The 24,944-nt window shown below is 71.9% G+C and carries 19 protein-coding genes and 1 tRNA gene; 2 read left to right on the top strand and 18 right to left on the bottom strand.

What is annotated here, in order from left to right:
- Positions 1–350: 350 nt before the first annotated feature.
- Positions 351–2,150, bottom strand: a complete 1,800-nt coding sequence (locus H305_RS0136050) for a DEAD/DEAH box helicase (protein WP_028804723.1) — start codon at positions 2,148–2,150, stop codon at positions 351–353.
- A 639-nt stretch (positions 2,151–2,789) separates the two neighbouring features.
- On the opposite strand from H305_RS0136050, the gene H305_RS0136045 reads away from it, so the two are divergent.
- Positions 2,790–2,864 (top strand) — tRNA-Cys (locus H305_RS0136045).
- A 185-nt stretch (positions 2,865–3,049) separates the two neighbouring features.
- Here H305_RS0136045 and H305_RS49840 read toward each other — a convergent pair.
- From H305_RS49840 to H305_RS0135990, 11 genes are all read right to left on the bottom strand, one after another.
- Entirely contained in the window at positions 3,050–4,408 is a 1,359-nt protein-coding gene (locus tag H305_RS49840) for an SUKH-4 family immunity protein (protein WP_028804722.1), read from the bottom strand.
- Between the two features lie 164 nt (positions 4,409–4,572).
- Entirely contained in the window at positions 4,573–4,734 is a 162-nt protein-coding gene (locus H305_RS54165; RefSeq protein ID WP_199791504.1) for a hypothetical protein, read from the bottom strand.
- Positions 4,731–7,037: a xanthine dehydrogenase family protein molybdopterin-binding subunit gene (locus H305_RS0136030; protein ID WP_028804721.1), complete on the bottom strand. Its 2,307-nt coding sequence runs from the start codon at positions 7,035–7,037 to the stop codon at positions 4,731–4,733. The genes H305_RS54165 and H305_RS0136030 overlap by 4 nt, the downstream gene beginning before the upstream one ends.
- On the bottom strand, positions 7,034–8,533 hold the full coding sequence (locus tag H305_RS0136025; protein ID WP_028804720.1) for a 2Fe-2S iron-sulfur cluster-binding protein: 1,500 nt from the start codon (positions 8,531–8,533) through the stop codon (positions 7,034–7,036). The genes H305_RS0136030 and H305_RS0136025 overlap by 4 nt, the downstream gene beginning before the upstream one ends.
- Entirely contained in the window at positions 8,530–9,423 is an 894-nt protein-coding gene (locus tag H305_RS0136020) for an FAD binding domain-containing protein (RefSeq protein WP_028804719.1), read from the bottom strand. Before H305_RS0136020 ends, H305_RS0136025 begins: the two co-directional genes overlap by 4 nt.
- A 280-nt stretch (positions 9,424–9,703) precedes the next feature.
- Positions 9,704–11,362 carry a beta-N-acetylhexosaminidase gene (locus tag H305_RS0136015; RefSeq protein ID WP_028804774.1) on the bottom strand — a complete coding sequence of 553 codons (1,659 nt, stop codon included), beginning with the start codon at positions 11,360–11,362 and terminating at the stop codon, positions 9,704–9,706.
- Positions 11,359–12,213 carry a carbohydrate ABC transporter permease gene (locus H305_RS0136010; protein ID WP_028804718.1) on the bottom strand — a complete coding sequence of 285 codons (855 nt, stop codon included), beginning with the start codon at positions 12,211–12,213 and terminating at the stop codon, positions 11,359–11,361. Before H305_RS0136010 ends, H305_RS0136015 begins: the two co-directional genes overlap by 4 nt.
- Positions 12,210–13,190, bottom strand: a complete 981-nt coding sequence (locus tag H305_RS0136005) for a carbohydrate ABC transporter permease (RefSeq protein ID WP_028804717.1) — start codon at positions 13,188–13,190, stop codon at positions 12,210–12,212. Before H305_RS0136005 ends, H305_RS0136010 begins: the two co-directional genes overlap by 4 nt.
- A 4-nt stretch (positions 13,191–13,194) precedes the next feature.
- The gene (locus tag H305_RS0136000) at positions 13,195–14,496 is read right to left on the bottom strand and encodes an extracellular solute-binding protein (protein WP_420708187.1); all 1,302 of its coding nucleotides are present in this window, start codon (positions 14,494–14,496) and stop codon (positions 13,195–13,197) included.
- A 323-nt stretch (positions 14,497–14,819) separates the two neighbouring features.
- Positions 14,820–15,116 (bottom strand): DUF3039 domain-containing protein, encoded by a 297-nt coding sequence (locus H305_RS0135995; RefSeq protein WP_028804715.1) that lies wholly within the window; start codon positions 15,114–15,116, stop codon positions 14,820–14,822.
- Positions 15,117–15,145: 29 nt separating this feature from the next.
- A complete protein-coding gene (locus H305_RS0135990; protein ID WP_028804714.1) occupies positions 15,146–15,718 on the bottom strand; it encodes a YqgE/AlgH family protein in 573 nt (190 codons plus the stop codon).
- Between the two features lie 281 nt (positions 15,719–15,999).
- On the opposite strand from H305_RS0135990, the gene murA reads away from it, so the two are divergent.
- Positions 16,000–17,340, top strand: a complete 1,341-nt coding sequence (murA, locus tag H305_RS0135985) for a UDP-N-acetylglucosamine 1-carboxyvinyltransferase (RefSeq protein ID WP_028804713.1) — start codon at positions 16,000–16,002, stop codon at positions 17,338–17,340.
- Positions 17,341–17,450: 110 nt separating this feature from the next.
- Here the strand turns inward: murA and H305_RS0135980 are convergent, their stop codons facing one another.
- From H305_RS0135980 to H305_RS0135955, 6 genes are all read right to left on the bottom strand, one after another.
- A complete protein-coding gene (locus tag H305_RS0135980) occupies positions 17,451–17,732 on the bottom strand; it encodes an HU family DNA-binding protein (protein WP_007382399.1) in 282 nt (93 codons plus the stop codon).
- 367 nt (positions 17,733–18,099) lie between these two features.
- Positions 18,100–19,524 (bottom strand): NAD-dependent malic enzyme, encoded by a 1,425-nt coding sequence (locus H305_RS0135975; RefSeq protein ID WP_028804712.1) that lies wholly within the window; start codon positions 19,522–19,524, stop codon positions 18,100–18,102.
- A 402-nt stretch (positions 19,525–19,926) separates the two neighbouring features.
- Entirely contained in the window at positions 19,927–22,395 is a 2,469-nt protein-coding gene (locus H305_RS0135970) for a HelD family protein (protein WP_028804711.1), read from the bottom strand.
- An 83-nt stretch (positions 22,396–22,478) separates the two neighbouring features.
- Entirely contained in the window at positions 22,479–23,261 is a 783-nt protein-coding gene (locus H305_RS0135965) for an anti-sigma factor family protein (protein ID WP_028804710.1), read from the bottom strand.
- Positions 23,262–23,299: 38 nt separating this feature from the next.
- Positions 23,300–23,827: a sigma-70 family RNA polymerase sigma factor gene (locus H305_RS0135960; RefSeq protein ID WP_037766446.1), complete on the bottom strand. Its 528-nt coding sequence runs from the start codon at positions 23,825–23,827 to the stop codon at positions 23,300–23,302.
- Between the two features lie 386 nt (positions 23,828–24,213).
- Positions 24,214–24,801 (bottom strand): CGNR zinc finger domain-containing protein, encoded by a 588-nt coding sequence (locus H305_RS0135955; protein ID WP_028804708.1) that lies wholly within the window; start codon positions 24,799–24,801, stop codon positions 24,214–24,216.
- Positions 24,802–24,944: the final 143 nt, after the last annotated feature.

Below are 24,944 nucleotides of genomic sequence, written 5' to 3'. Positions count from 1 at the left end.
ACCGGCGCGGTGTCGGACTCGGGTGACGCGGGGCACCGGTACTCGGCCGCAGGCGTACTCGGCCGCACGCGGGTGGGGACCGCGACGCGACGGTCCCGACCCCGACGCCCGCGCCCCCAATCGCCAACCCGGCAGCCGGGCACCCGGAAGCGGCTGTCGGCGCCGGCACTCGTACCCGGTGCCGGCGCTCGACGCCCGCACCCGTACCCGATGCCGGCGCTCGACGCCCGCACCCGCACCCGATGCCGGCGCTCGGCACCCGTACCCAGCACCTCCGGGCGGGGCAACACGCCCAGAGGACCTCCCGGCCGGGGCACCACGCCCGCTGATCGGCCACCCCGCCCCCGGGGTCACCGCATACGGGTGGCCCACTCCTGCACCTTGGCGATCCGCTGCCGCAGCTGGCCCGCCGTCGCCTCCGCGCTCGGCGGGCCGCCGCACACCCGGCGCAGCTCGGTGTGGATCACTCCGTGCGGCTTGCCGCTCTGGTGGACGTACGCGCCGACCATCGTGTTGAGCTGCTTGCGCAGTTCCAGGAGTTCCTTGTGGGTGACCACGGGCCGCCGCTCGGCGGGGAGCTCCAGCAGGTCGGCGTCCTCGTCGGGCTTCTTGCGGCTGTGCGCTATCTGCCGCGCCTGCCGCTTCTGGAGGAGGAGCTGCACCTGCTCGGGTTCGAGGAGCCCCGGGATCCCCAGGTAGTCCTGCTCCTCCTCGCTCCCCGGGTGGGCCTGCATCCCGAACTCGGCGCCGTCGTACAGCACCCGGTCGAAGACGGCCTCGGACTCCAGCGCCTCGAAGGAGAACTGCTCCTGCTCGCCGGTGTCCTCGTCCTGCTCCCGGTTCGCCTCCTCCATCTCCTTCTCGGACTCGGCGTACGGGTCCTCCTCGCCCTCCTTCTTGGGCTTGTCCAGCGCGTGGTCCCGCTCGACCTCCATCTCGTTGGCGAAGGTCAGCAGGTCGGGGACGGTCGGGAGGAAGACCGACGCGGTCTCGCCGCGCCTGCGGGACCGTACGAAACGTCCCACGGCCTGGGCGAAGAAGAGGGGGGTGGAGATCGTGGTCGCGTACACCCCGACCGCGAGCCGGGGCACGTCGACACCCTCGGACACCATGCGGACGGCGACCATCCACCGGTCCTGGCTGTGGCTGAACTCGTCGATGCGGTCCGAGGCGCCGGCGTCGTCGGACAGCACGAGCGTCGCCTTCGTCCCGGTGATCTCACGGATCAGCTTGGCGTAGGCGCGGGCCGAGTCCTGGTCGGAGGCGATGACGAGCGCACCCGCGTCCGGAATGGCCTTGCGGACCTCGGTCAGCCGCTGGTCGGCGGCGCGCAGCACGCTGGGCATCCACTCGCCCCGCGGGTCGAGCGCGGTGCGCCAGGCCTGCGAGACGGCGTCCTTCGTCATCGGCTCCCCGAGCCGCGCCGCGATCTCGTCGCCCGCCTTCGTACGCCACCGCATGTTGCCGCTGTAGGAGAGGAAGATGACGGGCCGCACGACCCCGTCGCCGAGGGCCGAGCCGTATCCGTACGTGTAGTCGGCGGCGGACCGGCGGATCCCGTCGTTGCCCTCCTCGTACGTGACGAAGGGGATGGGGTTGGTGTCGGACCGGAAGGGCGTGCCGGTGAGCGCGAGCCGGCGGGTGGCCGGCTCGAACGCCTCCAGGCACGCCTCGCCCCAGGACTTGCTGTCACCGGCGTGGTGGATCTCGTCGAGGATGACGAGGGTCTTGCGCTGCTCGCTGCGGTTGCGGTGCAGCATCGGCCGTACACCGACACCGGCGTACGTCACGGCGACGCCGTGGTACTCCTTGCCGAGCGGGCCCGCGCTGTACTCGGGGTCCAGCTTGATCCCTATGCGCGCGGCGGCCTCGGCCCACTGCTTCTTCAGGTGCTCGGTCGGCGCGACCACGGTGACCTGTTGCACGACGTGGTGGTGCAGCAGCCAGGACGCGAGCGTCAGCGCGAAGGTCGTCTTGCCGGCGCCGGGCGTGGCGACGGCGAGGAAGTCGCGCGGCTGCTCCTGGATGTACTTCTCCATCGCCCCCTGCTGCCAGGCACGCAGCTTGCTGGCGGTGCCCCAGGGGGCGCGGCCGGGGTAGGCGGGTGAGAGGTGGTGCGACGAGGAGGCACTGGCGGCGGTGGTAGTCACGGTCTCCGTGGGTGGTCGAATCAAAGGCCGCGCGCCGGACGTCGGACGGTTCGGTGGGGGGAGACGGGCGGGCGGCTCGGCTACGTATGACAACCGGGCCACCCTACCGGCGCGCCCCTCGTGTCAACGCCCGGACGGTGCCCGGTCACCCGTGGATGGGACTGAGGTCACAGCTCGCGCCGACGGTGCCGGGGAAGCCTTCGCGCGGGCACCGCGGAGAGAACCGAGGTCACACGGCCGCGGCCGGCGCGAGACCACTCTTCCCGGCAGGCGGCCGGCGTCACCGCTCCCCGTCACCGCTCCCGCAGGCGTGTCGTCGCCCAGGCCCCCAGCGGCGCGAGGGCCGCCATCGGCAGGAACACGGCGGCGAAGGCGGCCGGGTGGAAGCCGTCCGCCGGGGCCGTGACGTCCGTGACCGAGCCGGGGCTCCGTCCGCCGGGCCCGCACCTGGCACCGCCCGCCGCACCGTTCGCCGCGTGTCGCCCGCCCAGACGTCTCCCCGCGTGTCGCCGGCCCGTTCATGAACGGCGTATGGCAGTCGCGTTGCGGCGCCCCCGCAGCCCTTGAGCCCCTTCGTCACCCGCCCCTACGGTCGACTCATCGGGTTCGGAACGAGTGAGCCGTGCCGCACCTGATCCCGGCCGTGTGCCCGAGTGGTTCAGGGACTCGCCTGCAAAGCGAGTTACGCGGGTTCGATTCCCGCCACGGCCTCCATCTGCCTGACCAGGCAAAATGTAAGGGGCGGCACTCCGGAAGGGTGCCGCCCTTTCGTCCGTCCGTCCCAGTTCCCATCTCACACGGGGTTCCCGGACAGCTCTGCTCCCGGATGAGTCCGCCGACCTGACGCGCGGCATCGGCGCGAACCGGATCCCCACCGCCAAGGTCCGCGTCCCCGGACCTCACGCGTACAGCACGCCTCCGGCCTGGTCGTCGAAGGCCTCCGGCCAGTAGCGGCGGCCGTCGTCGCCGGGCAGGGCCGGGGTCGGGTCGCAGGCGACGGGGTCGACCGTGGCCAGGGTCTGGGACATCGTGGCGGCGAGCTGCTCGTAGGTGTCGCTGAGGTCGTGGGCCGCGTCGAGGGCCTTCTCGCGGTGCAGCAGCCAGAGCGTGAAGGCGAGGGTGGAGATGTCGGCGTTGAGCGGGCGGAGGGTGAGGTCCGGCTCGCTCCAGGCGAGGACCGCGCCCGTGCCGCCGTCCACCACGAGGCTGATGTCCTCCACCAGGTGGCCGAGTCGTATCAGACGGTCGGCGGTGGCGGGGAGTTCGTCCGCAAAGAACTCGCCGGGGCGCTCGTCGGCGTAGTACTCGGTGAGGGCCGGCAGCGGCACCTCCGTGTCGAGCTGGAAGAGGAGACCGTCCTCGGGCAGCCCGGTCTCGCGCAGGAAGCGGCGGGTCGGCTCGTGGGTGAGCGCGGACGGGAAGTCGACGTCCTCGAACCGCATGATCCCGCCCGCGCCGAACTCCTCGTCCAGCAGCCGCTTCGGCAGGTCGAGGACGAGTCCGTCGCCGGGGCCCGCGATCCGGGTGAGCGGGCGGATCAGCGCGGCCATCCGCCAGAACGGCGGCACCCGGTCCCCCGCGGCCTCGGCGAAGACGGCGCTGAGCCGCTCCGAGGCCTCCATGACCGCCTTCGGGCCGAACCGGCCGCGGGGCGGGGCGAGTCCGGCCGCGGTCGCTCCGAAGCCGAACGGGTCACGTGACGAGGTGAGTTCAGCCGTGGCTGCTCCGGATCCGCCACGCGGCGGCGCGAGTTCGGTCGCGGCGGTTGTATTGCCGAACTGCCCGCGGGACGCAGGTGCGGCCGGGGTCGTCTCGAGGCCGAAGGCTGTCTTGGGGCCGAACCGGCCGCGGGGCGAGGACAGTTCCTCCGTGACCGCGGCGAAGCGCAGCAGGGCCTCCAGGGAGGGGGCCAGCGGGGTCAGGTCCATGGGGGCGCGGTGGCCGCCGATGCAGGTCGTGGAGACCCGTCCGGTCGTGCCGTCGAGCACGATCGACTCCAGGTCCCGGTCCAGGCTGCGCAGGGCTCCCACGACGACCTGGTCCCGGAGCTGCCCGGCAAGCCTGTCCGCGTCGCCCGCGAGGTCCGCGAGCCGCCGCAGGCCGTGCTCGCGCAGTGCGCCGAACGCCAGCAGCGCGCCGTCGTGGGGCAGTCCTGGGCCGGTCAGCAGGTGCCGCGTCCCCGTGTGCGTGACGTACGGGTCCAGCTCGTCGTCGGTCAGTGTGATCGCACCGCCGACGCCGGTGTCAGTCGTGCTCATGGCTCCCCCGCGCATGTGAACGCATCGTGCTTCCCCCTGTGGGGAACAGCGCCGCGTCCCGCGGCGGTTCCCCATGTCCGAGAACCATACGCCGCGGCACTGACAACGCCGGAAACTCCCGGGAACGAGCCTGCCGCGGCCGAAACGGACCGGCGGTCCGCCGCTCAGCCGAAGTACACGCCGCCCGCGACGACGACCACGGCGGCCAGTACGAACACCAGCATCCACAGCGCCAGTCTCCCGACGCCGGGCGCGGGTTCGTAGCGCGGTTCCCCGTTCCCGGCGGCCTGCGCGGGGTCGCCCGCCGGCGGCTCGGGCGCGCTCACGCGCCCGTCACCACGGCCGCCTGCGGGCGGATCGGCAGCCGGTTGACGGGACGGCCCGTCGCAGCCCGCACGGCGGAGGCGACCGCCGCGGGGGACGTCACGACCGGCACCGCGCTGACCGCCTTGGCGCCGAAGGGGGCGACGACGTCGCGCTCCTCGACGAGCTTGACGATGTGGATGTCGGGGGCGTCAAGGGCAGTGGGAAGGGAGTAGCCGGTCAGGTCGGGATGGCGGACGAGGCCGCGGGCCGTGCGCAGGTTCTCCGTCAGCGCGGCGCCGACGCCCTGGGTGACGCCCGCCTCGATGCGGGCGGCGAGCTGCGCCGGATTGAGCACCCGGCCGACGTCCTGGGCGAGCGCCAGTTCCACGACCCGTACGGAGCCGAGCTCGATGTCGACGTCCACGACCGCGCGGATCGCGCAGAAGGCCAGGCCCACGAAGGCGTCGCCCTGGCCGGCCTCGTCGAGCGGCTCGGTGGGGTGCGGGCGGCACTGCGCGGTCGCCCACAGCTCCTTTCCGTCCATCGCCTCGGTGACCGTGGTGGACAGCACCCCGTCGTACGAGGTGATCTTGCCGTCGGTGATCTGGAGCAGTTCGGTCGACATCCCGAACTTGTGCGCCAGGGGCTGGAGCAGCTGGGTGCGGACCATCTTGGCCGCGCGCTCCACCGCTCCGCCGGACACCCAGGTGTGGCGGCCCCGGCAGCTCGCGCCGGCCGGGGGCTGGTCGGTGTCGACAGGCGCGACGTGCACCTCGTCGATGCCGAGCGTCTCCTGGACGATCTGCCGGGCCAGCGTGGTGAAGCCCTGGCCGGTCTCCACGGCCGCGCACAGCACCGTGGCGACGCCGTCGTGGACCTTCACGGTGGCCGTCGAGACCTCGTCGGCACCCTCGGCGCCGAGCATGTGGACCATGCCGAGGCCGTAGCCGACGCCGCGGCGCACGGCGCCGGGCTCACCCGCGCCCTCGGGCCCGCCGGGCAGCAGCCACTCGTCCTCGGGCGTGTCCTTGGGGAGCGCGGGGAGCGGGTGGTCCCGTACGGCCTGGAGCAGTTCGGCGACCGGGGCCGGGCACGTCACCGTCTGCCCGGTCGGAAGCACGTCGCCCGTGGCCATGGCGTTGCGCAGGCGCAGTTCGGCCGGGTCGACGCCGAGCTTCTTGGCCAGCTTGTCCATCTGCGCCTCGTAGGCGGCGCAGACCTGCATGGCTCCCTCGCCGCGCACGTGGCCGGAGGGAGGGTTGTTGGTGCGTACGGCCCAGCCCTCGATGAAGGCGTTCGGGACGACGTAGGGGCCGCAGGCGAAGGCGACGGCGGCGGCCAGCGACTCGGCGGAGGTGTCGGAGTAGGCGCCGGCGTCGAGCAGGATCTGCGCCTCGACCTTCACCAGCTTGCCCTCGGCGTCGGCGTGGTGCCGGTAGCGCAGCAGCGTGGGGTGCCGGTGGGCGTGGCCGAGGAAGGACTCCTCGCGCGTGGCGGTGAGTTTGACCGGGCAGCCGGTCTTCAGCGCGAGCAGGCCGAGGGGCAGCTGGAAGCCCTGGTCCTCGCGGTCGGCGGTGGCGCCGGGGACGCCGGTGACGACGACCTTCACACGTTCGGGTTCCAGGCCGTAGCAGGCGGCGGCGGTGTCGCGGTCGGTGTGCGGGTCGGTGGAGGCGAGGTAGAGCTCGACGCCGCCGTCGGGTCGGGGCACGGCGAGGCCGGCTTCCGCGCCGATGGGTGCCGGGTCCTGGCGGCCGATGCGGTACTGGCCCTCGACGACGATCTCGCCGACCGCGTCCGGGTCGCCGTGGCGCAGCGGGATGTGGCGGATCAGATTGCCGTCGGGGTGCAGGGGTTCGGCCTCGAAGGCGAGCTCCGGGTCGGTCACCGCGTCGAGCACCTCGTACTCGACGATGACGGCGGCGGCGGCCATGCGGGCGGTGTCGGGGTGGTCGGCGGCGACGGCCGCGATGGGCTCGCCGTGGTGGCGGACGACCTCGGAGGCGAACACCGGGCGGTCGGCTCTGCCGCGGCCGTGCAGCGGGTTGCCGGGCACGTCCTCGTGGGTGACGACCGCGCGTACGCCGGGCATCTCGCGCGCGTGGCTGGTGTCGATGGACACGATGCGCGCGTGGGGGTGCGGCGACCTGAGCACGGCGGCCCACAGCAGGCCCTCGGCCCACAGGTCGGCGGCGTACGGGAAGGTGCCCTCGGTCTTGGCGCGGGCGTCCGCGGCGGGCAGCGAGACGCCGATCCCGTGCGGCAGGGGCTCGGGGCCCGTCTCGGGCACCGCCGGTGTCGCGGTGGCGGTTTCGTTGCTCACGCCTGGCCTCCGTCCTGGCCGTACGGCTGCTCATGCGGCGCCTGGGGGTCGTACGGAGAAGTGTCTTCGAAGGAGCCCTCGTAGGCCGCCGGGTTGACGCCGCCCGCTCCGGGGCCCGCCTGGTGCGGGATGCGTGCCTCGTCGACGTCCGGCGTGGCATCGGGGGCGGAGTGCGCCTCGCGTTCGGCGACGACCTCGCGGACGGCGTCCAGGACGCCCCGGTAGCCGGAGCAGCGGCAGAGGTTGCCGCACAGTGCCTGCCGGGTCTCCAGCTCGGTCGGCGCGGGGTTGCCCTCCAGGAGATCGTGCAGGGTCATCGCCATGCCCGGCACGCAGAAGCCGCACTGCACGGCGCCGCACCTGGCCAGCGCGCGCTGCACGTCGGAGGGCTGTCCGTCGGCGGCCAGGCCCTCGACGGTGCGCACCTCGCTGCTCGCCGCGGTGACTGCGGGCACCAGGCAGGAGGCGACGAGGCGGCCGTCGACCTGGACGTTGCAGGCGCCGCACTCGCCCTGCGAGCAGCCGTCCTTGGCGCCGGCGAGGCCGAGGCGCTCGCGCAGGACGTAGAGCAGCGACTCGCCGATCCAGGCGTCGGTGACGGGGCGGTCGGCGCCGTTGACGCTCAGGACGTACGAGGCGAGGGGGTGTTCGTCGTTCGTGGGTGCGGCGGCGGCCTCCGCGTCGGGGGCCGTACCGGCCTCGGTGTCCGCCTCGGGGGCGGGCGTACCTGTCCGGGCGTCGTCGGGTGCCGGGGCGGCCTCGTGCGCCCGGTCCGGCGCGTGCTCCTCCACCGGCCCGGCGGGGTCGGCCGTGCCGGTCTCCTCAGGGGCCTCGTGCGCGGGCCCGGCGGGCACCTGGACGTCCTGGGCGGGCGCGTGCGGGTGCGAGGGCGTCGAGGTGTCCCCGGGGCTCCCAGCGGGCGCCTGCGGCGGCTCGGCGGTCCACGCCTGTCCGATGGCTTCGGACGCCCAGGGCGCGGCGGCGCCGCCGGGAAGGGTGGCCGGCGGGTTCCCGCCCCACTGCTCGACGAGCGCCGATGTGGTGAACTCGCCCGATTCGTCCGGAAGGTCGCCCCCGGCGACGGGGATGGACCACTGCCCGGTCACGTCGTGGCCGGAGGCGGCGCCCTCCTGGGCGACCTCGCTGAAGTCCCACTGTCCGGTGGCGGGCGGCTGGTACGAGAACCGGTCGTCCGGGACCTCCTGGGCCCCGGTGCCCGGCTCCGGCCAGTCCGCGGACCCGCCCGGCACGTTCCAGGTCCCGGTGGCGGCCGGGTCGGTGGCGTCGGGGGTCGCGGGCTGCACGCTGATCTGCGGGGGCACATAGCCGTGGCCGGGGGCCGCGAGCGGGCTCTCCCGTTCGGCGAGGAGGGCTTCGATGCCCCCTTCGGGGAGCTTGACGAAGGCGGTGGCCCCGTCGTCGTAGTCGCCCTGGGGCAGCGGGTCCCAGCGGCCCCCGCTCTGCGGGGCGCCCTCTCCGTGCTGGTCGTCCGTCACGACAGCGCCCTCCCCAGTGCTCGTCGGGCCAGCGCGGCGACGGTGCGCCGCAGGTGCAGTACGGCGGGTGGAAGCTGCCCCGGGGAGCCGTCCGCGGCGGGTCCCGGATCCGGGATGCAGGCCGCGGCCACGTACTCGCCGAACGCGTGGAGCGCCTCGGGCACGATCGAGCGGCTGTTGTCCCAGTCGATCAGCTGGGCGACCCACGCCTCGGCGTCCAGGGGACGCAGCGGCATCGGCGCTATGGCCCCGACCGCGCACCGCACGCCGCGTCGCGCCGGGTCGAGGACGAGCGCCACCGAGGCGACGGCGCGGCCCGGCCCGGTGCGTCCGGTCGCCTTGAGGAAGACCTGCGGGGCGTGCAGCAGCGGCACGCGCACGTAGCCGATGAGCTCGCCGCCGCGGAGCATCTCCATGCCGGCCAGCAGGTGCGAGACGGGGATCTCGCGGCGGGCTCCGCCCGGGCCCGCGACGATCAGCGTGGCCTCCAGGGCGGCCAGCACGGGCAGCGCGTCGCCGGTCGGGGCGGCGCTCGCGATGTTGCCGCCGAGGGTGCCGGCGTTGCGGATCTGCGGCGGTCCTGCCGCGCGCGCGGCGGCGGCCAGCGCCGGGATGAGCGCCGCGAAGTCGGGGCGCCCCATGCGGGCGTGGGTGAGGCCGGCGCCGAGCAGCGCGTGGCCGTCCTGGTACTGCCAGCCGCGGATCTCGCTGATCCGCCCGAGGCCGACGAGGGCGGCGGGCCGCAGCTGTCCGGAGTTGACGGCCGCCATGAGGTCGGTGCCGCCGGCGACGGGGACGGCGGCGGGCATGGCTGCCAGAGCCGCGACCGCCTCGTCCAGCGAGGCGGGCAGCGTCACGGCCTGCGCCGCCTGCGGTGCGTGCGTGGTCAAACCGGCTGCCCCTTCCCGCTGCCCCACCTGGTCCCACCTGTGCTGCCGTACGGTACGTGCTGACAGGGCGGACGTGGCAACTCTGGCACATCTTCCCCGGACCTCGACGCGGGGGTCCGCTAGGAGGCATTCGCCCCCCTCACCAGCGAGATGGTCCGTTTTCGTACGGCATCGCCAATGAGCGCGAATTGCCACTCTTCGGTGATCCTTGGGCGTCTTTTTCCTCGTGAGGCCGCGGTGCCGGGGTGAACGTCGTGTGACACACCGGTGGGGAGTCACCTCACACGTTTGGGGGCGCCCCCTCGATCGGGCGTCCGAGCACACCCGGTCGCTTCTGCCACGGCAGCGGCCCGGTGGGCGGGCGGTAGGCCACTCCCAGGGCGTCGAGCCGTCCGTAGTGGGCGGCCATCCGCCGCTCGAAGGCGGCGAAGTCCCGTGCGGCGGGGGCGGGCAGGGTGCTCCAGGCGACCTCGGCGAAGGCCGCGAGCCGCGGGAACGTCTGGTAGTCGACGCGTGCCCGGTCCTCCATCACCTCGGTCCACACGTTCGCCTGAGTGCCCAGCACATGGCGTTCCTGCTCGGGCGTGAGGCCCGCGGGCACCGGTTCGAAGCGGTAGACGTCCTCCAGGGTGCGGACGTAGGCGATGGGCACCGGCTCGTCCTCGCCGCCGTCCTGACGGTAGTCCAGGTACACGTGCTGCTCGGGGCACATGACGACGTCGTGGCCGGCGCGGGCGGCCGTGACGCCGCCCTCGTAGCCGCGCCACGAGGAGACGGCCGCGCCGTCGGCGAGCCCGCCCTGAAGGATCTCGTCCCAGCCGATGAGCCGACGCCCGCGCGCGGAGAGCCAGTTGTCGAAGTGCCGGACGAACCAGGACTGCAACGCGTCCTCGTCCGCGAGCCCGAGTTCCTTGATGCGCGCCTGGACCGCCGGGGACCGCCGCCACTGGTCCTTGGGGCACTCGTCCCCGCCGATGTGGAAGAACTCGGAGAACCGCGGGAAGCGCGCCGGGTCCGCCGGGAACAGGTCGAGGAGTTCCTCGAACACCCCCTCGTAGAAGCGCAGGGTGTTGTCGCTGGGGGCGAGTACGTTTTCGGAGACACCCCAGTTGTCCCAGACGCTCAGGGATGCCGTGTCGACGACGTCGGTGTTGCCGAGTTCCGGATACGCGGCGATGGCCGCCTGCGAGTGGCCCGGGACGTCGATTTCGGGGACGACGGCGATATGCAGCTCGGCCGCGTACGCCACGATCTCGCGGATGTCGTCCTGCGTGTAGAAGCCTCCGTGCGGCTTCTCGTCCCACAGCGGTGAGGCGCGGTGACCGAATTTTGTGCGCGCCCGCCAGGACCCGATCTCGGTCAGCCTCGGAAACTTCTTGATCTGAACACGCCACCCCTGGTCGTCGGTGAGGTGGAAGTGGAAGACGTTGAGTTTGTGGGCGGCCATCAGATCGAGATGGCGCAGCACCGCGTCCTTGGGCAGGAAGTGACGGGAGACGTCGAGCATGACGCCGCGCCAGGGGAATCGGGGCGCGTCCTCGACCACCTGCCGAGCGAGGACGTACGCCGTGGCCGGCCGGACGGGGGCGCGGCGGAAGGCGTCGGGACCGAGGAGCTGACGCAGCGTCTGCGCCCCCCAGAAGACGCCTGCCGCGTCGCCGCCACGGATCTCCACGCCCTCCCCGGGGACGGCGCGGAGCCGGTAGGCCTCCGGTTCCAGGGCGTCGTCCAGGACCAGCCGTACGGCGTTGCGGGCGTCCTGCGGCCCTGGTGGCAGGCCCAGACCGAGCGCCGCGCCGAGGGTGGAGCGCAGCCAGCGTTCGGCGGTGCCCGTGCCGGGCGCGGCCCACAGCGTGGTGTCGGCGCCGAGGCGGACCTCGCCGGGCACGGATTCGTCGACGGCGCGCGGCGCCGGGATCACATCACTCACGTCAGTCAGTCCTTCACCGCTCCGCCGAGTCCGGAGACGAGTCGTCGTTGTACGAGTACGAAGAAGATCAGTACCGGAATCGTCATCACCGTGGAGGCGGCCATGACGCCGCCCCAGTCCGGCTCGTCCGGCTTGTAGAACACGAGAAGTGCCATCGGCAGGGTCGACTGCGAGGCGTCGCTGATGATGAAGGACTTGGCGAACAGGAAGTCGTTCCAGGCCGAGATGAAGGAAAAGACGCTCGTGGCCACCAGGCCCGGGAAGACCAGGGGGAACAGAATCCGCCAGAGGAATCGCGCGCGGCTCGCGCCGTCGATGCAGGCGGCCTCCTCCAGCGCCTCGGGCACGGCCTTTACGAAACCGCGCAGCATCCAGACGGCGAAGGGCAGCGAGAAGGCGATGTGCGGCAGGATCAGCGAGCCCAGGGTGTTCAGCAGGCCGAGGTCTCGCATGAGGAAGAAGAGGGGGATCGTCAGGGCTTCGACGGGCACCATCTGCGCGACCAGGAACATGATCAGCAGGGTGGTCCGGAACCGGAAGCGGAATCGCGTGACGGCCGTCGCCGCGAGAAACGCCACGAGCGCCGAGACGATGACGACGGTTCCCGCCACGGCAAGGCTGTTGAGGAAGTAGCGGCCGAATTCCTGCTGCCCGAAGACGCGCCGGAAGGAATCCAGCGAGGGCGAAAGAGTCCAGGGCCGCGGCTCGGTGGACTCGATCTCCCCGGCCGGTCTGAAGGCGCTGAGCACCATCCAGTAGAGGGGGAAGGCGACCACGACGGCGATCAGCAGGGCGGACGCCTCGGCGGCGAGCCTCCACGGTCGGCGCGGACGGCGGACGACTCCGCGCAAAATGCTCACAGTTCCTCCCCCTGCCTGCGCAGCAGCCGCAGGTACACCAGCGTGACCGCCAGCAGCAGTACCAGCATGACCACGCCGATCGCGGAGCCGAGGCTGTACTGCGAGGCGGCGAACGCCTTCTGGTAGGCGTACACGTTCAGGACCAGGTTCTGGCCCGCGATACCGCCGCCGTTCGTCATCACGTAGATCTGCGTGAAGACCTTGAAGTCCCAGATGACCGACTGGATGGTGACGACGACGAGGATCGGCCGGAGCATCGGCGCCAGCACCGAGCGCCAGATCCGCCACTGCGAGGCGCCGTCCAGGGCGGCGGCCTCCAGCACCTCGCCCGGCACCGCCCGGATGCCCGCGTACACGGTCACCATCACGAACGGGAAGGAGCACCAGACCACTTCGAGCAGTACGAGCGCGAAGGAGCTGAGCCGTCCGTACGTCCACGAGTGGTCGCCGAGCCCGAGGACCCGGTTGACGGGGCCGAAGTCGGGGTCGAAGAGGAACAGCCAGACCGTGGAGCCCGTGACGGCCGGTGTCGCCCAGGCGCCGAGCGCGGCCAGCATCAGCGCCAGCCGCGGCACCGCCCGTACCCGGGTCAGCAGCACCGCGAGCGCGCAGCCGGCGGCCAGCGTCGCCAGCACGCAGGCCGCCGCGAACAGCACGGTCGCGAGGAGCACCTGCCAGAACTGATCGTCGGCGAAGAGAGTCGCGTAGTTGCCGAACCCCTGGAACGTGGTCGGCTCACCGCCGCTGACCTGCGCCTGGGTGTACTCCAGGAACGAGATCAGGCCGAGCTGGTAGATCGGGTAGACGAGCAGGCCGCCCAGGACGGCGAGAGCGGGGGCGAGGTAGAGCCAGGGGGTCCAGCGGCTGCCCGTGCGCCGGGACCGGGCGGGCGGGCCGCCCCGGCGCCCGGGACGGCGCGGGGCCGCCTTGGCGGCCGGGGCGTGCACGGCCCGCTCGGCGAGTGCGTCGTGCGTCATCGGATCAGCCCACGGAGCTGAAGGCGTCGTTCATCTTCTCGGCCGCGTCCTTCGAGGCGGCGGCCACGTCCTTCTTGCCGCTGATGACCTCCTGGAACATCGTCGGCAGGACGAGCGAGGCGTCGATCTGCGCCCAGGCGGGCGAGGCCGGGACGAACTTGGCGCCCGAGGCGAGTGTCTTGACGAAGGGCGCGACGAAGGGCTCCTCGGCCGCGACCTCCTGCCGCACGTCGGTGTAGGTCGGCAGGAAGCCCATCGCGTCGAAGAGTGCGCTCTGGGTCCTCTTGGACGCCAGCTGCTTCATCAGGTCCACCGCCAGCGTGCGGTGCGAGGTGCTCTTCAGTACGCCGATGTTGTTGCCGCCGGCGAAGGCGGGCGCCACCGAGCCGGGCTTCACTCCGGGCAGCGGCACGACCGCGTACTTGCCCTTGACCTTCCCGGCCTCGATCGCCGCATGGCTGAAGTCGCCGCCGATGGCCATGCCCGCCTTGCCCGAGGCGAAGGCGGTCACCGTGTCGTTGCCGCCCATGCCCGCGCACTTGGCGGCGGGACAGTTCCCGGAGCCGAACAGCGAGGTGTAGGCCTTGATGCCCTTCTGAGCCTGTGCGCTGTCGATGGTGGAGGAGTACGAGCCGCCCTTGCCCTCGGCGAGTTCACCGCCGCGGGACCAGATGAACGGCATGGCGCCGTAGGTGTAGGCGCCGCCGACCGCGAGACCGTACAGGTCGGGCCTTGCCGCGTGGATCTTCCGGGCGGTCTCGGCCAACTCGTCCTGCGTCTTCGGGACTTCGAGGCCGAGGTCCTGGAGGACGTCGGTGCGGTAGTAGAGGGCGCGGACGCCGACGAAGTACGGAGCGCCGTAGATCTTCCCGTCGACCGTCACGGACTGCCGGGCGGTCGGGTCGGTGTCCTTGGCCTCGCTCCAGCCGTTGAACTCCTTCGTGATGTCGGCGAGTCCGCCGTCCTTCACGTAGCCGGCCGTGTCCGTGTTGCCGTACTCGATGACGTCGGGGGCGCTCTTCGGGTCGTTGAAGGCGGCCTTGACGCGCTGGGCCCGGGTCTCCACGGGGATGTACTCGACGGTGACCTCGGCGCCCTTGTGAGTCTTCTCGAACGCGGCGACAGCGGTGTCGACGACCTTCTGCTTCGGCGCGTTGTCGACCTCCTGGAAGAGCCAGACGCGCAGGGTGCCCGTCTTCTCGTCCTTGCCGGAGGAGGAGCCGCCCGAGGTCTGGGGGGCGCAGGCGGTGGCGACGGCAAGGGCCGCGACAGCGGCGGCCGTTCGGACAGAGAGCTTCACGAGCATCCTCCGGTGGAGTGCGTTGCAACATGCGCAATGACGGTTTCGCTCTGCACAACACACGGAGGCTATGGAGTACATGAACATGCCCACAAGAGGTCTCAACCACTCTGTGACCACGGGACGCACTCCGTGCAACGCCGGACCGCTGCCGGGCCGCGCGCGCCGCGCGACGGGCCCACCGGACCGTGGCACCTCCCGGCCCCGGGGCGGGGCGTCACCGCACCGCGGCGCCCCGATCCCGGGCACGACAAAGCCGCGGCACCCCGTCTCGGGGCGCCGCGGCCCGGCTCAGCCCGCGACCGGCCACGCCCGGGGGCGCGGCGGTGCTACTTCTTGTCGCCGTCCTTGCCCTTGTCGCCACCGGCGCCCATGGACTCGTAGATCTCCTTGCACATGGGGCACACGGGGTACTTCTTCGGGTCACGGCCCGGGACCCACACCTTGCCGCAGAGGGCCACGACGGGCGTGCCGTCGAGGGCGCTCGCCATGATCTTGTCCTTCTGGACGTAGTGGGCGAAGCGCTCGTGGTCCCCGTCGCCGTGCGACACCTGCGGCGTCGGCTCCACGAGGGTCCCCGTCCCCGTGCCTCGCTGGGGCTGGGTCTCAGGCTCAAGAGTGCTCATGAGTGCAAGGGTACTGAAGCGCACGGGCATCAGTTGAGCGAAGGGTCGTCCGGGTACGTCGCCACCATCGCGAGCTCGTTGCGCTGGCGCCGCAGGACCTCGCGCCACAGGCGCTCCGGCGACGGGGAGGAGACGTCGCCCGGCTCCGACTCGACCACGTACCAGGCGCCCTCGACGAGTTCGTCCTCCAGCTGGCCGGGACCCCAGCCCGCGTATCCCGCGAAGATGCGCAGCGAGCCGAGGGCCGAGGCGAGCAGCTCGGGCGGGGCCTCCAGGTCCACCAGACCGATCGCGCCGTGCACGCGCCGCCAGCCAAGGGGGGCACGCTCACCGGCCCCGCCGCCCGGGATCACCGCCACACCGAGGGCCGAGTCCAGTGACACCGGTCCGCCCTGGAAGACGACACCGGGCTCGCCGGCCAGGTCGGCCCACGCCTCCAGGATGTCGCCGACGTCCACGGGAGTGGGCCGGTTGAGGACGACACCGAGCGAGCCCTCCTCGTCGTGGTCGAGGAGCAGCACCACCGCGCGGTCGAAGTTCGGGTCCGCCAGGGCGGGCGTGGCCACGAGCAGCCGCCCTGTGAGCGAGGACACCTCGGTCATGCCAGACATGATCCCGCATCTTCCCTCCACATGGGGAGCCAATGCCCGTAAGGGAGTGAATGCAGCTCAGGGCGCAGAGGAGCGCCCCCCGCGCACGCCGGTTCCGGTAACCCCGTGTGCCCGATTCGGAACGGTTCGTGTTGTGGCAAAGCTATGACGGATCTGAGTGGTCCTTGGGCTTTCTGAGGGGGGGTGGGCGGCGATTACCCTAGCCTCTCGGCTCCTGCACGACGGGCCTGCCGACCGCTCACACCTGCCCAACTCATCGGAACGCGAGATACATGACCGTCAATGACGATGTCCTGCTTGTCCACGGCGGAACCCCGCTCGAGGGCGAGATCCGTGTCCGCGGTGCGAAGAACCTCGTACCCAAGGCCATGGTCGCCGCCCTCCTGGGCAGCGCGCCGAGCCGGCTGCGCAATGTTCCCGACATCCGCGACGTGCGAGTCGTACGCGGGCTGCTCCAGCTGCACGGTGTGACGGTCCGTCCGGGAGAGGAGCCGGGCGAGCTGGTGCTCGACCCGTCTCACGTCGAGAGCGCCAACGTCGCCGACATCGATGCCCACGCCGGTTCCTCGCGCATCCCGATCCTGTTCTGCGGCCCGCTGCTGCACCGGCTGGGCCACGCCTTCATCCCGGGCCTCGGCGGCTGCGACATCGGCGGCCGTCCGATCGACTTCCACTTCGAGGTGCTGCGGCAGTTCGGCGCGCGGATCGAGAAGCGTGCGGACGGCCAGTACCTGGAGGCTCCGCAGCGGCTGCGCGGCACCAAGATCAAGCTGCCGTACCCGTCCGTCGGCGCGACCGAGCAGGTGCTGCTGACCGCGGTGCTCGCGGAGGGCGTCACCGAGCTGTCCAACGCGGCCGTGGAGCCGGAGATCGAGGACCTCATCTGCGTACTGCAGAAGATGGGCGCGATCATCGCGATGGACACCGACCGGACCATCCGCATCACCGGTGTCGACACCCTCGGCGGCTACACCCACGCGGCGCTCCCGGACCGCCTGGAGGCCGCCTCGTGGGCCTCCGCGGCGCTGGCGACCGAGGGCAACATCTACGTCCGCGGCGCCCAGCAGCGCTCGATGATGACCTTCCTCAACACCTACCGCAAGGTGGGCGGCGCGTTCGAGATCGACGACGAGGGCATCCGCTTCTGGCACCCGGGCAGCCAGCTCAAGTCGATCGCGCTGGAGACGGACGTCCACCCGGGCTTCCAGACCGACTGGCAGCAGCCGCTGGTCGTCGCCCTGACGCAGGCGACCGGCCTGTCCATCATCCACGAGACGGTCTACGAGTCCCGTCTCGGATTCACGTCCGCGCTCAACCAGATGGGCGCGCACATCCAGCTCTACCGAGAGTGCCTCGGCGGCTCGAACTGCCGCTTCGGCCAGCGCAACTTCCTGCACTCGGCCGTCGTTTCGGGGCCGACCCGGCTCCAGGGCGCCGACCTGGTCATCCCCGACCTGCGCGGCGGCTTCTCGTACCTCATCGCGGCGCTGGCGGCGCAGGGCACCTCCCGGGTGCACGGCATCGACCTGATCAACCGCGGCTACGAGAACTTCATGGAGAAGCTCGTCGAACTCGGCGCGAAGGTGGAGCTGCCGGGCAAGGCGCTCGGTTAGTCACCGTCGTACGTACGCCAATGGGGCGGCCCCCGGTGAAAGGGGGGCCGCCCCATTGGCGTTGCTGCGCCTCGTACGCGTCCTGTGGCGTACAGGACGTACAAGCGGGCTTACTTGCCCTTGGCGGCTTCCTTGAGCTTGCTGCCCGCGGAGACCTTCACGCTGTAGCCGGCCGGGATCTGGATCGGGTCGCCGGTCTGCGGGTTGCGCGCGGTGCGAGCGGCACGGTGGGTGCGCTCGAAGGTCAGGAAGCCGGGGATGGTGACCTTCTCGTCGCCCTTGGCGACGATCTCGCCGACGGTCTCGGCGAACGCGGCCAGAACGGCGTCGGCGTCCTTGCGAGTCACCTCGGCGCGGTCGGCCAGCGCGGCCACCAGCTCACTGCGGTTCATGTTCTTACTCCCGTGTTCTTCTTGCCATTGAGGCGTGCCACGCGGCGGAGCCGCATGTCGGGCACGTCTAAGCCGATGCTGCCAGGGTCCTCGTTCGGTCCCCGCACCCGGGTCCGTGGCCAGACCCTCGCGCCCGAAGACGCATCCTGCCCCCACCTGCGGCGGGAAAGCCAATCCGGCACCCCTGGGAGTCACACGAACACCCTTGGGAGTCACACGAAAAGGCCTGCGAGGCCTGAACCTGGCCGCCACCTTAGGGGGCGCCCACAAGCCCGGCGTCCCGCGACGCGCCGGTGCGAGGGGGGCCGTGGCCATCGTCACAGCCCCCGGAACACCGGGCGCGGACCCGGTCGGGGGGGCCGGGCGTCTACTCGGCGAGGGGCGCCGTGCCCGCCGCCTTCGCGGCGTTGCGCACCGCTCCGGCGACCGCTCCCGCGACCTTGTCGTTGAAGACGCTGGGGATGATGTAGTTCGGGTTGAGCTCGTCCTCGGTCACCACGTCCGCGAGGGCGGTCGCGGCGGCCAGCATCATCTCCGTGTTGACGGTACGCGACTGGGCGTCGAGGAGTCCGCGGAAGACGCCCGGGAACACCAGGACGTTGTTGATCTGGTTGGGGAAGTCGGAGCGTCCCGTGGCGACAACTGCCGCCGTCTGGCGGGCGATTGCCGGGTCGACCTCGGGGTCGGGGTTCGCGAGCGCGAACACGATGGCGTTGTCCGCCATGGCGGCCACGTCGTCGCCGTCGAGCACGTTCGGGGCGGAGACGCCGATGAAGACGTCGGCGCCGCGGACGGCTTCCTTCAAGGTGCCGGTGAGGCCTTCGGGGTTGGTGTTGTCGGCGATCCAGCGCAGCGGCGAGTCCGTGGCGGCGTCCACGAGGTCCGTGCGGTCCGCGTGCACGACGCCGTGGATGTCGGCGACGACGGCGTTCTTCACACCGGCGGCGAGCAGCAGTTTGAGGATGGCCGTACCGGCCGCGCCGGCGCCGGACATGACGACGCGGATGTCGCCGATCGCCTTGCCCGCCACGCGAAGTGCGTTGGTCAGGGCGGCGAGGACGACGATGGCGGTGCCGTGCTGGTCGTCGTGGAAGACCGGGATGTCGAGGGCCTCGCGCAGCCGGGCCTCGATCTCGAAGCAGCGCGGCGCGGAGATGTCCTCCAGGTTGATGCCCGCGAAGCCGGGGGCGATCGCCTTCACGATCTCGACGATCGCGTCGGTGTCCTGGGTGTCGAGACACAGCGGCCAGGCGTCGATGCCGGCGAACCGCTTGAAGAGGGCCGCCTTGCCCTCCATGACGGGCAGCGCGGCCTTGGGGCCGATGTTGCCCAGACCGAGCACGGCCGAGCCGTCCGTCACGACCGCAACGGAATTGCGCTTGATGGTGAGGCGGCGGGCGTCCTCGGGGTTCTCGGCGATCGCCATGCAGACGCGGGCCACACCCGGCGTGTAGACCATGGAGAGGTCGTCACGGTTGCGGATGGGGTGCTTGGACTGCATCTCGATCTTGCCGCCGAGGTGCATGAGGAACGTACGGTCGGAGACCTTGCCGAGGGTGACGCCCTCGATGCCGCGGAGCTTCTCGACGATCTCGTCGGCGTGGCCGGTGGACGTCGCCGCGATGGTGACGTCGATCCGGAGCTTCTCGTGCCCCGAGGCGGTGACGTCGAGGCCGGTCACCGAGCCTCCGGAGGACTCCACGGCCGTGGTGAGCTGGGAGACCGCGGTTCCGCTCGCGGGCACCTCCAGCCGGACCGTCATCGAGTAGGAGACGCTGGGCGCCGTTGCCATGGCCGACTTCCTCTGCTTTCACCGTGTACTGCGTGTACTGCGCGGCCTTGCCGGGTCGCGTCATGCCGTCCGATCGTCGCACCTACCGCCGAGTACGTGGTAGCCGCCCCGGATTGCGAACGTTTTGTTCGCGACGCGCCGCGCGCTTTCGGAAACTAGTTTCCACCATACGAGAAGTTGTAGGCACAGCAAAGAGGCCCACGTCACTGGATGACGTGGGCCTCTTCGGTACTGCTCCGTTCAGTGGCACCGACCCGCCATGCTCGCCTCGCGGCAAGTGGTCGCTCGTAGCGACGAAGGTTGGGCCCGGGGGCTTGGATCGGGCCGGTGCCACACCAAGGCTAACAAACAGATCCCGTAAGGCCATTCCCGCGCCGGAAGTTCATACGGGGTCCCGTGGGCTCAGTCACGCAGCAGGTCCGGCACCCCGTCCGCGTCCGGCGCGTCCCGCTCGCCCGACACCAGCGTCAGCTGCTGGGTCGCGCGGGTCAGCGCGACATACAGCACACGCAGACCGGCCGGCGACTCGTCGGCGATCTCCGCGGGCGAGACGACGACCGTCGCGTCGTACTCCAGTCCCTTCGCCTCCAGGCTGCCGAGAGCCACCACGCGGTCTCCCAGACCGGCGAGCCAGCGGGCCGCCTCCTCGCGCCGGTTCATCGCGACGACCACGCCCACGGTGCCGTCGACGCGATCGAGAAGCCGCGCGGCCTCGGCACGCACCGTCCGGGCGAGCGATTCCTCCACGACCGCGAAGCGCGGCTCCACACCGGTGGAGCGGACCGCCGACGGGGACTGCGAGCCGGGCATGGCCAGGGCGAGGACCTTGGCCGCGAGCTCGGCGATCTCGGCGGGGTTGCGGTAGTTCACGGTGAGGGTGAAACGGCGCCTGGGGCGGGTTCCGAGCGCCTCGTCGCGTGCCTCGGCGGCCTCGTCGGGGTCGGACCAGGAGGACTGGGCCGGATCGCCGACCACGGTCCAGGTGGCGTGCCGGCCCCGCCTTCCCACCATCCGCCACTGCATCGGCGTGAGGTCCTGCGCCTCGTCGACGATGACGTGCGCGTACTCGGTCCGCTCCTGGGCGAGCCGCTCGGCGCGCTCGCGCTGCGACTCCTCGCGCACCGGCATCAGCTCCTCCAGACCGGTGAGCTGGTCGAGCGGATCGAGCTCGCGCCGCTTCCTGGGCCGGGCCGGGGTGCCGAGGATCGCGTTCAGCTCGTCCAGCATCGCCACGTCGTGCACGGACAGCCCGTCCCGCTTCAGCGAGCGGGCCACCCGGCGCACCTCGCCGGGGTTCAGGATGCGCCGCGCCCAGCGCCCGAGCCGCCGCTCGTCGGCCATGGCGGCCAGCACGCCCCGCGGCGTCAGCTCCGGCCACCAGGCGTCCAGGAACGAGACGAAGGCGTCCTCGGACATGATGTCCTCGTCGAACGACGACCTCAGCTCGGCGGCCAGCTCCGGGTCCGTGTGCCGGGCCCCGGCCCCCGACTGCGCCCACAGCGCGTCGAGCAGCAGCTTGCGGGCGCGCGGACGCAGCAGGTTGACGGGCGCGGTCCCGCCCAGCGCGTTGCGCCGGATGCGGTCCAGTTCCGCGGCCTCCAGCTCAAGACGTCGGCCGAAGGCGACGACCCGCAGGCGGGTGGGTGCCGTCGCCGCGTCGTGCCGCGTCCCGGGCTCCTCGCCGAAGGCGAGCTGCTCGGTGCCGCCCGCGTCCCCGGCGCCGCCCCGCACGGAACGGGCGGCCGGGCCTGACCGCCCGCCCTGGGCGGGCGCCGGCTCCAGCGCGCCCCGCGCCGCCTTCCGCAGCACCTTCAGCATCCGGTACGAGCCCTTGGCCCGGGCCACCGCCGGGGAGTCGTACAGGGTCGCCTCCACGCCGTCGACCAGCGAGCCGATGGCGCGGATGGCGACCTGGCCCTCCTCGCCGAGGGAGGGCAGGACGCCCTCGGTGTAGGCGACCAGCAACGGGGTCGGGGAGACGATCAGGATGCCGCCCGCGTAGCGGCGGCGGTCCTGGTAGAGAAGGTACGCGGCCCGGTGCAGGGCCACCGCCGTCTTGCCGGTGCCCGGACCGCCCTCGACGTACGTCACCGAGGCCGCGGGCGCCCTGATCACCAGGTCCTGCTCGGCCTGGATCGACGCCACGATGTCCCGCATGGTGTGGCTGCGGGCCTGGCCGAGCGCGGCCATCAGCGCGCCGTCGCCGATCACCGGGAGTTCACGGCCGTCGAGGGAGGCCTTCAGCTCCGGGCGCATCAGGTCGTCCTCGACACCGAGCACCCTGCGGCCCTTGGAGCGGATGACCCGGCGGCGCACGACCCGGCCCGGGTCGACCGGGGTGGAGCGGTAGAAGGGGGCCGCGGCGGGCGCCCGCCAGTCGATGACCAGCGGCGCGTACTCCGCGTCGAGGACGCCGATCCGGCCGATGTGCAGCGTCTCCGCGATGTCGGCGTACTGCCCGGTCGCGTCCTCGCGGACCGCGCCCTCGGCGGGCTCGACCGCGGTGTACGCGCCGTCCGGGCCCTTCTTGCCGTCCTTGCCGAGCAGCAGATCGATCCGGCCGAAGAGGAAGTCCTCGAACTCGTTGTTCAGTCGGTTGAGGTGGACACCCGCCCGGAACACCTGGGCGTCCCGCTCGGCGAGCGCGCCCGGCGTACCGACCTGTCCGCGCTGGGCGGCGTCGTTCATCAGGAACTCCGCCTCGTCGATCTTCTCCTCGAGGCGCCGGTAAACCCGGTCCAGATGTTCCTGTTCGACGCTGATCTCGCGGTCCCGTACGGAATCGTCCCGTAGGGGGTCCTCCTGCGCGGAGTCCCCTACGGGTTCGTGGACCGAGCCGAGCGCGGCTTCCTGCTGAGCCTGAGCGGCCACCGGGCCCCCTTCTGACGTGCTGGGCAGCCGTCAACCGTACGCGAAGGGGACCCCGGCAGGCTACGTGCGCGCCCGGGGTTCGCTCAGGCGGCCACCTCCACGAGGCGCTTCCCGTCGAACGTCATGACCTCGAAGTGATCGATCTGGTTGGGCGAGAAGGCCGCGCCGCCGTGCACGTAGAGCGGGTTCTTCGCCTCCTCGGTCTTCGCGTTCGTGATGCCGTAGCCCCACTTCGGGACCGCCCAGGAGGTGACCGTCTCGCGCTCGCCGTTCTTGCCCACGGCGATCAGGGAGCACTTGAGCGGGCCCGTGACGTTCTTGAGCTGGAGGACGGCGTGGGTGCCCCAGTCCTTCTTCTCGACGGCGACGACGGCGTTGACCTGGGTCTTCGGGTCCGTCGCCTCCTTCTTGTCGGTCATGACCTCGAAGGCCGCCTTGGCGGGGCTGGTGGCGTGCGCCTGCGGCATGTTCGTTCCGGTGTCGCTGCCGCCGTTGACCGCCATCACGGTCAGCGGGCCGCCGATGATCAGCGCCGCGGCCGCCGCCACCAGGTACATGCCGCGCCGGCGCTTCTTGGCGCGCCGCTCGGACACCTCGTCGACCAGCCGCTCCGCGAGCCGTGGGCTCGGGCGCGCGGACAGGGACTCGGCTATGGCCGGGCTGCCCTGCGAGGCGGGCAGGTCCGCGAGCGCGGCGAGCATCGGCTCCATCCCGGCCAGCTCGTCGAGCTGCTGCGCGCACCACTCGCACGTGGCGAGGTGCGCCTCGAAGGCGGTCGCCTCGGCGTCGTCGAGGATGCCGAGGGCGTAGGCGCCGACGGTCTCGTGAATGTCGCCGGGGCCTTGCTGTCCCCGTGGACCCTGCATGGCTCCTGGACCACCCGTTCCGTATCCCCCGTATGCGTTCATGCCGTCACCCCCCGCTCCTCCAGCGCCAGCTTCATCGAGCGCAGGGCGTAGAACACCCGGGAGCGCACGGTGCCGCTGGGGATGCCGAGGGTTTCGGCCGCCTCATTGACCGTACGCCCTTTGAAGTAAGTTTCGACCAGAACCTCCCTGTGAGCAGGGGTCAGGTCGTCCAACGCGTCCGACAGTGTCATCAGCCACAACGCCTTGTCGATCTCGTCCTCCGCGGGGATGACCTCCAGCGGCGACGGGTCGACCTCCTGAGGCCGGGCCTGCCGGCTCCGGTGGCCGTCGATGACGATGCGCCGGGCGACCGTCACCAGCCAGGGGCGTACCGAACCGGTTGCCCGATTGAGCTGACCGGCGTTCTTCCAGGCACGGATGAGCGTTTCCTGTACGACGTCCTCGGCGCGCTGGCGGTCTCCGGCGACCAGTCGCAGGACATACGCCAGCAGGGGCCCCGCGTGTTCCCGATACAGCGCACGCATCAGCTCCTCGTCGGGTTCGGTCGACGAGGACTGGGACATGCGATGTCGGGCCCTTGGCCTTCGTTCATCAGCCACGGCGGAATCCTTGCGCACGCCTACCTCCGGTGTCCGGGGGTTCCCCCAGTCGGTCGCTCATCCCCGGGTACGTGCACTGGGGTGCGTGTGTTCAAAGTGGCCGCACATATTTCTTGATCGGGGTTTGGAAGGGGAGTTGAAGGGCTTTCTCAAAACTGGTTGCGGTCGGGGGGTCACGTACGGGTCACCTGCCGGCCGCACTCCGGTCCGCGGCCGGAAGGGCCGCCCGGGGCCGGAGTGGGCAGGATCACACCGGCCCGGACGTCCGCACCTGCCGCACGCCGGGGCCGTGGTCGCGTACGGCGAGGTGACGGACACCCCGCGCGACGAAACGCGGCGCGGGCTTCCGCTCAGGCGCGGGCGAGTGCCGCCCGGCGCCGGTGCCGGGCCACCCGCTCACGGTTTCCGCACACCTCGCTGGAACACCAGCGCCGGCGCCGGCCGCGCGAGGTGTCGAGGTAGACGATCGGGCAGCTGTCGCCCTCGCACTGCCGCAGACTCGCCCGCGCCGTCGGATCCGTGAGCAGGTCGAGTGCGTCCCGGGCGACGACGGAGAGCAGTTCGGCGCAGCCGGGCGGGGCGTGCAGTCTGCGGTGCAGCGAACCGTCGTCCGCGCGTACCGCCCACAGGGCGGGCGGAGCGGCGAGGGCGGCCGCGTTGACGCGGGCGAGTGCCGCGTCGGCCGGCCGGCCGTCCAGTTCTCCGCGCACCAACTGGGCCACGTGACCGCGCAGTTCCCTGAAGGCGAGGAGCCACGCCGCGTCGGCCGATCCCAGCGGGGTTCCCGCCGGGACCAGCTCGGAGGCGGCGATCCAGGCGCGCAGCCGGGCGGCCGAGTCCAGCCGTTCCTCGGGATGGGTGGTCGCCGTCAGGTCCAGGCAGATCCGCCCGGAGTCGAACCGCAGCTCGTACGAGGCCGTGGCCATGCCCGATGCCATGTGCCTGTCACCGCCTTGGGGTTACCGCCGTGAGGGGCCGGTGAGGGTCCTACCCCCTACAGTGCATGCCCGCGCGCCCGGCCGGAAGACTCAGTACCGCTCCCTTACCGCGTCCACACGGCGCCGGCTTTCCCGGCCCGCGC

Source organism: Streptomyces sp. 142MFCol3.1 (assembly GCF_000424945.1).
GTDB classification, from domain to species: domain Bacteria; phylum Actinomycetota; class Actinomycetes; order Streptomycetales; family Streptomycetaceae; genus Streptomyces; species Streptomyces siamensis.
This window is presented reverse-complemented; position numbering and strand designations above follow the sequence as displayed.

Bases quoted from the DNA above. Each gene is read 5' to 3' on its own strand.
- H305_RS0135990 (WP_028804714.1), bottom strand. From the start codon at position 15,718: ATGACCGAGGTGTCCTCGCTCACAGGGCGGCTGCTCGTGGCCACGCCC.
- H305_RS0135975 (WP_028804712.1), bottom strand. From the start codon at position 19,524: ATGGCAACGGCGCCCAGCGTCTCCTACTCGATGACGGTCCGGCTGGAG.
- H305_RS49840 (WP_028804722.1), bottom strand. From the start codon at position 4,408: ATGAGCACGACTGACACCGGCGTCGGCGGTGCGATCACACTGACCGAC.
- H305_RS0136005 (WP_028804717.1), bottom strand. From the start codon at position 13,190: ATGACGCACGACGCACTCGCCGAGCGGGCCGTGCACGCCCCGGCCGCC.
- H305_RS0135980 (WP_007382399.1), bottom strand. From the start codon at position 17,732: ATGAACCGCAGTGAGCTGGTGGCCGCGCTGGCCGACCGCGCCGAGGTG.
- H305_RS0135960 (WP_037766446.1), bottom strand. From the start codon at position 23,827: ATGTCCCAGTCCTCGTCGACCGAACCCGACGAGGAGCTGATGCGTGCG.
- H305_RS0135995 (WP_028804715.1), bottom strand. From the start codon at position 15,116: ATGAGCACTCTTGAGCCTGAGACCCAGCCCCAGCGAGGCACGGGGACG.
- H305_RS0136000 (WP_420708187.1), bottom strand. From the start codon at position 14,496: ATGCTCGTGAAGCTCTCTGTCCGAACGGCCGCCGCTGTCGCGGCCCTT.
- H305_RS0135965 (WP_028804710.1), bottom strand. From the start codon at position 23,261: ATGCAGGGTCCACGGGGACAGCAAGGCCCCGGCGACATTCACGAGACC.
- murA (WP_028804713.1), top strand. From the start codon at position 16,000: ATGACCGTCAATGACGATGTCCTGCTTGTCCACGGCGGAACCCCGCTC.
- H305_RS0135955 (WP_028804708.1), bottom strand. From the start codon at position 24,801: ATGGCATCGGGCATGGCCACGGCCTCGTACGAGCTGCGGTTCGACTCC.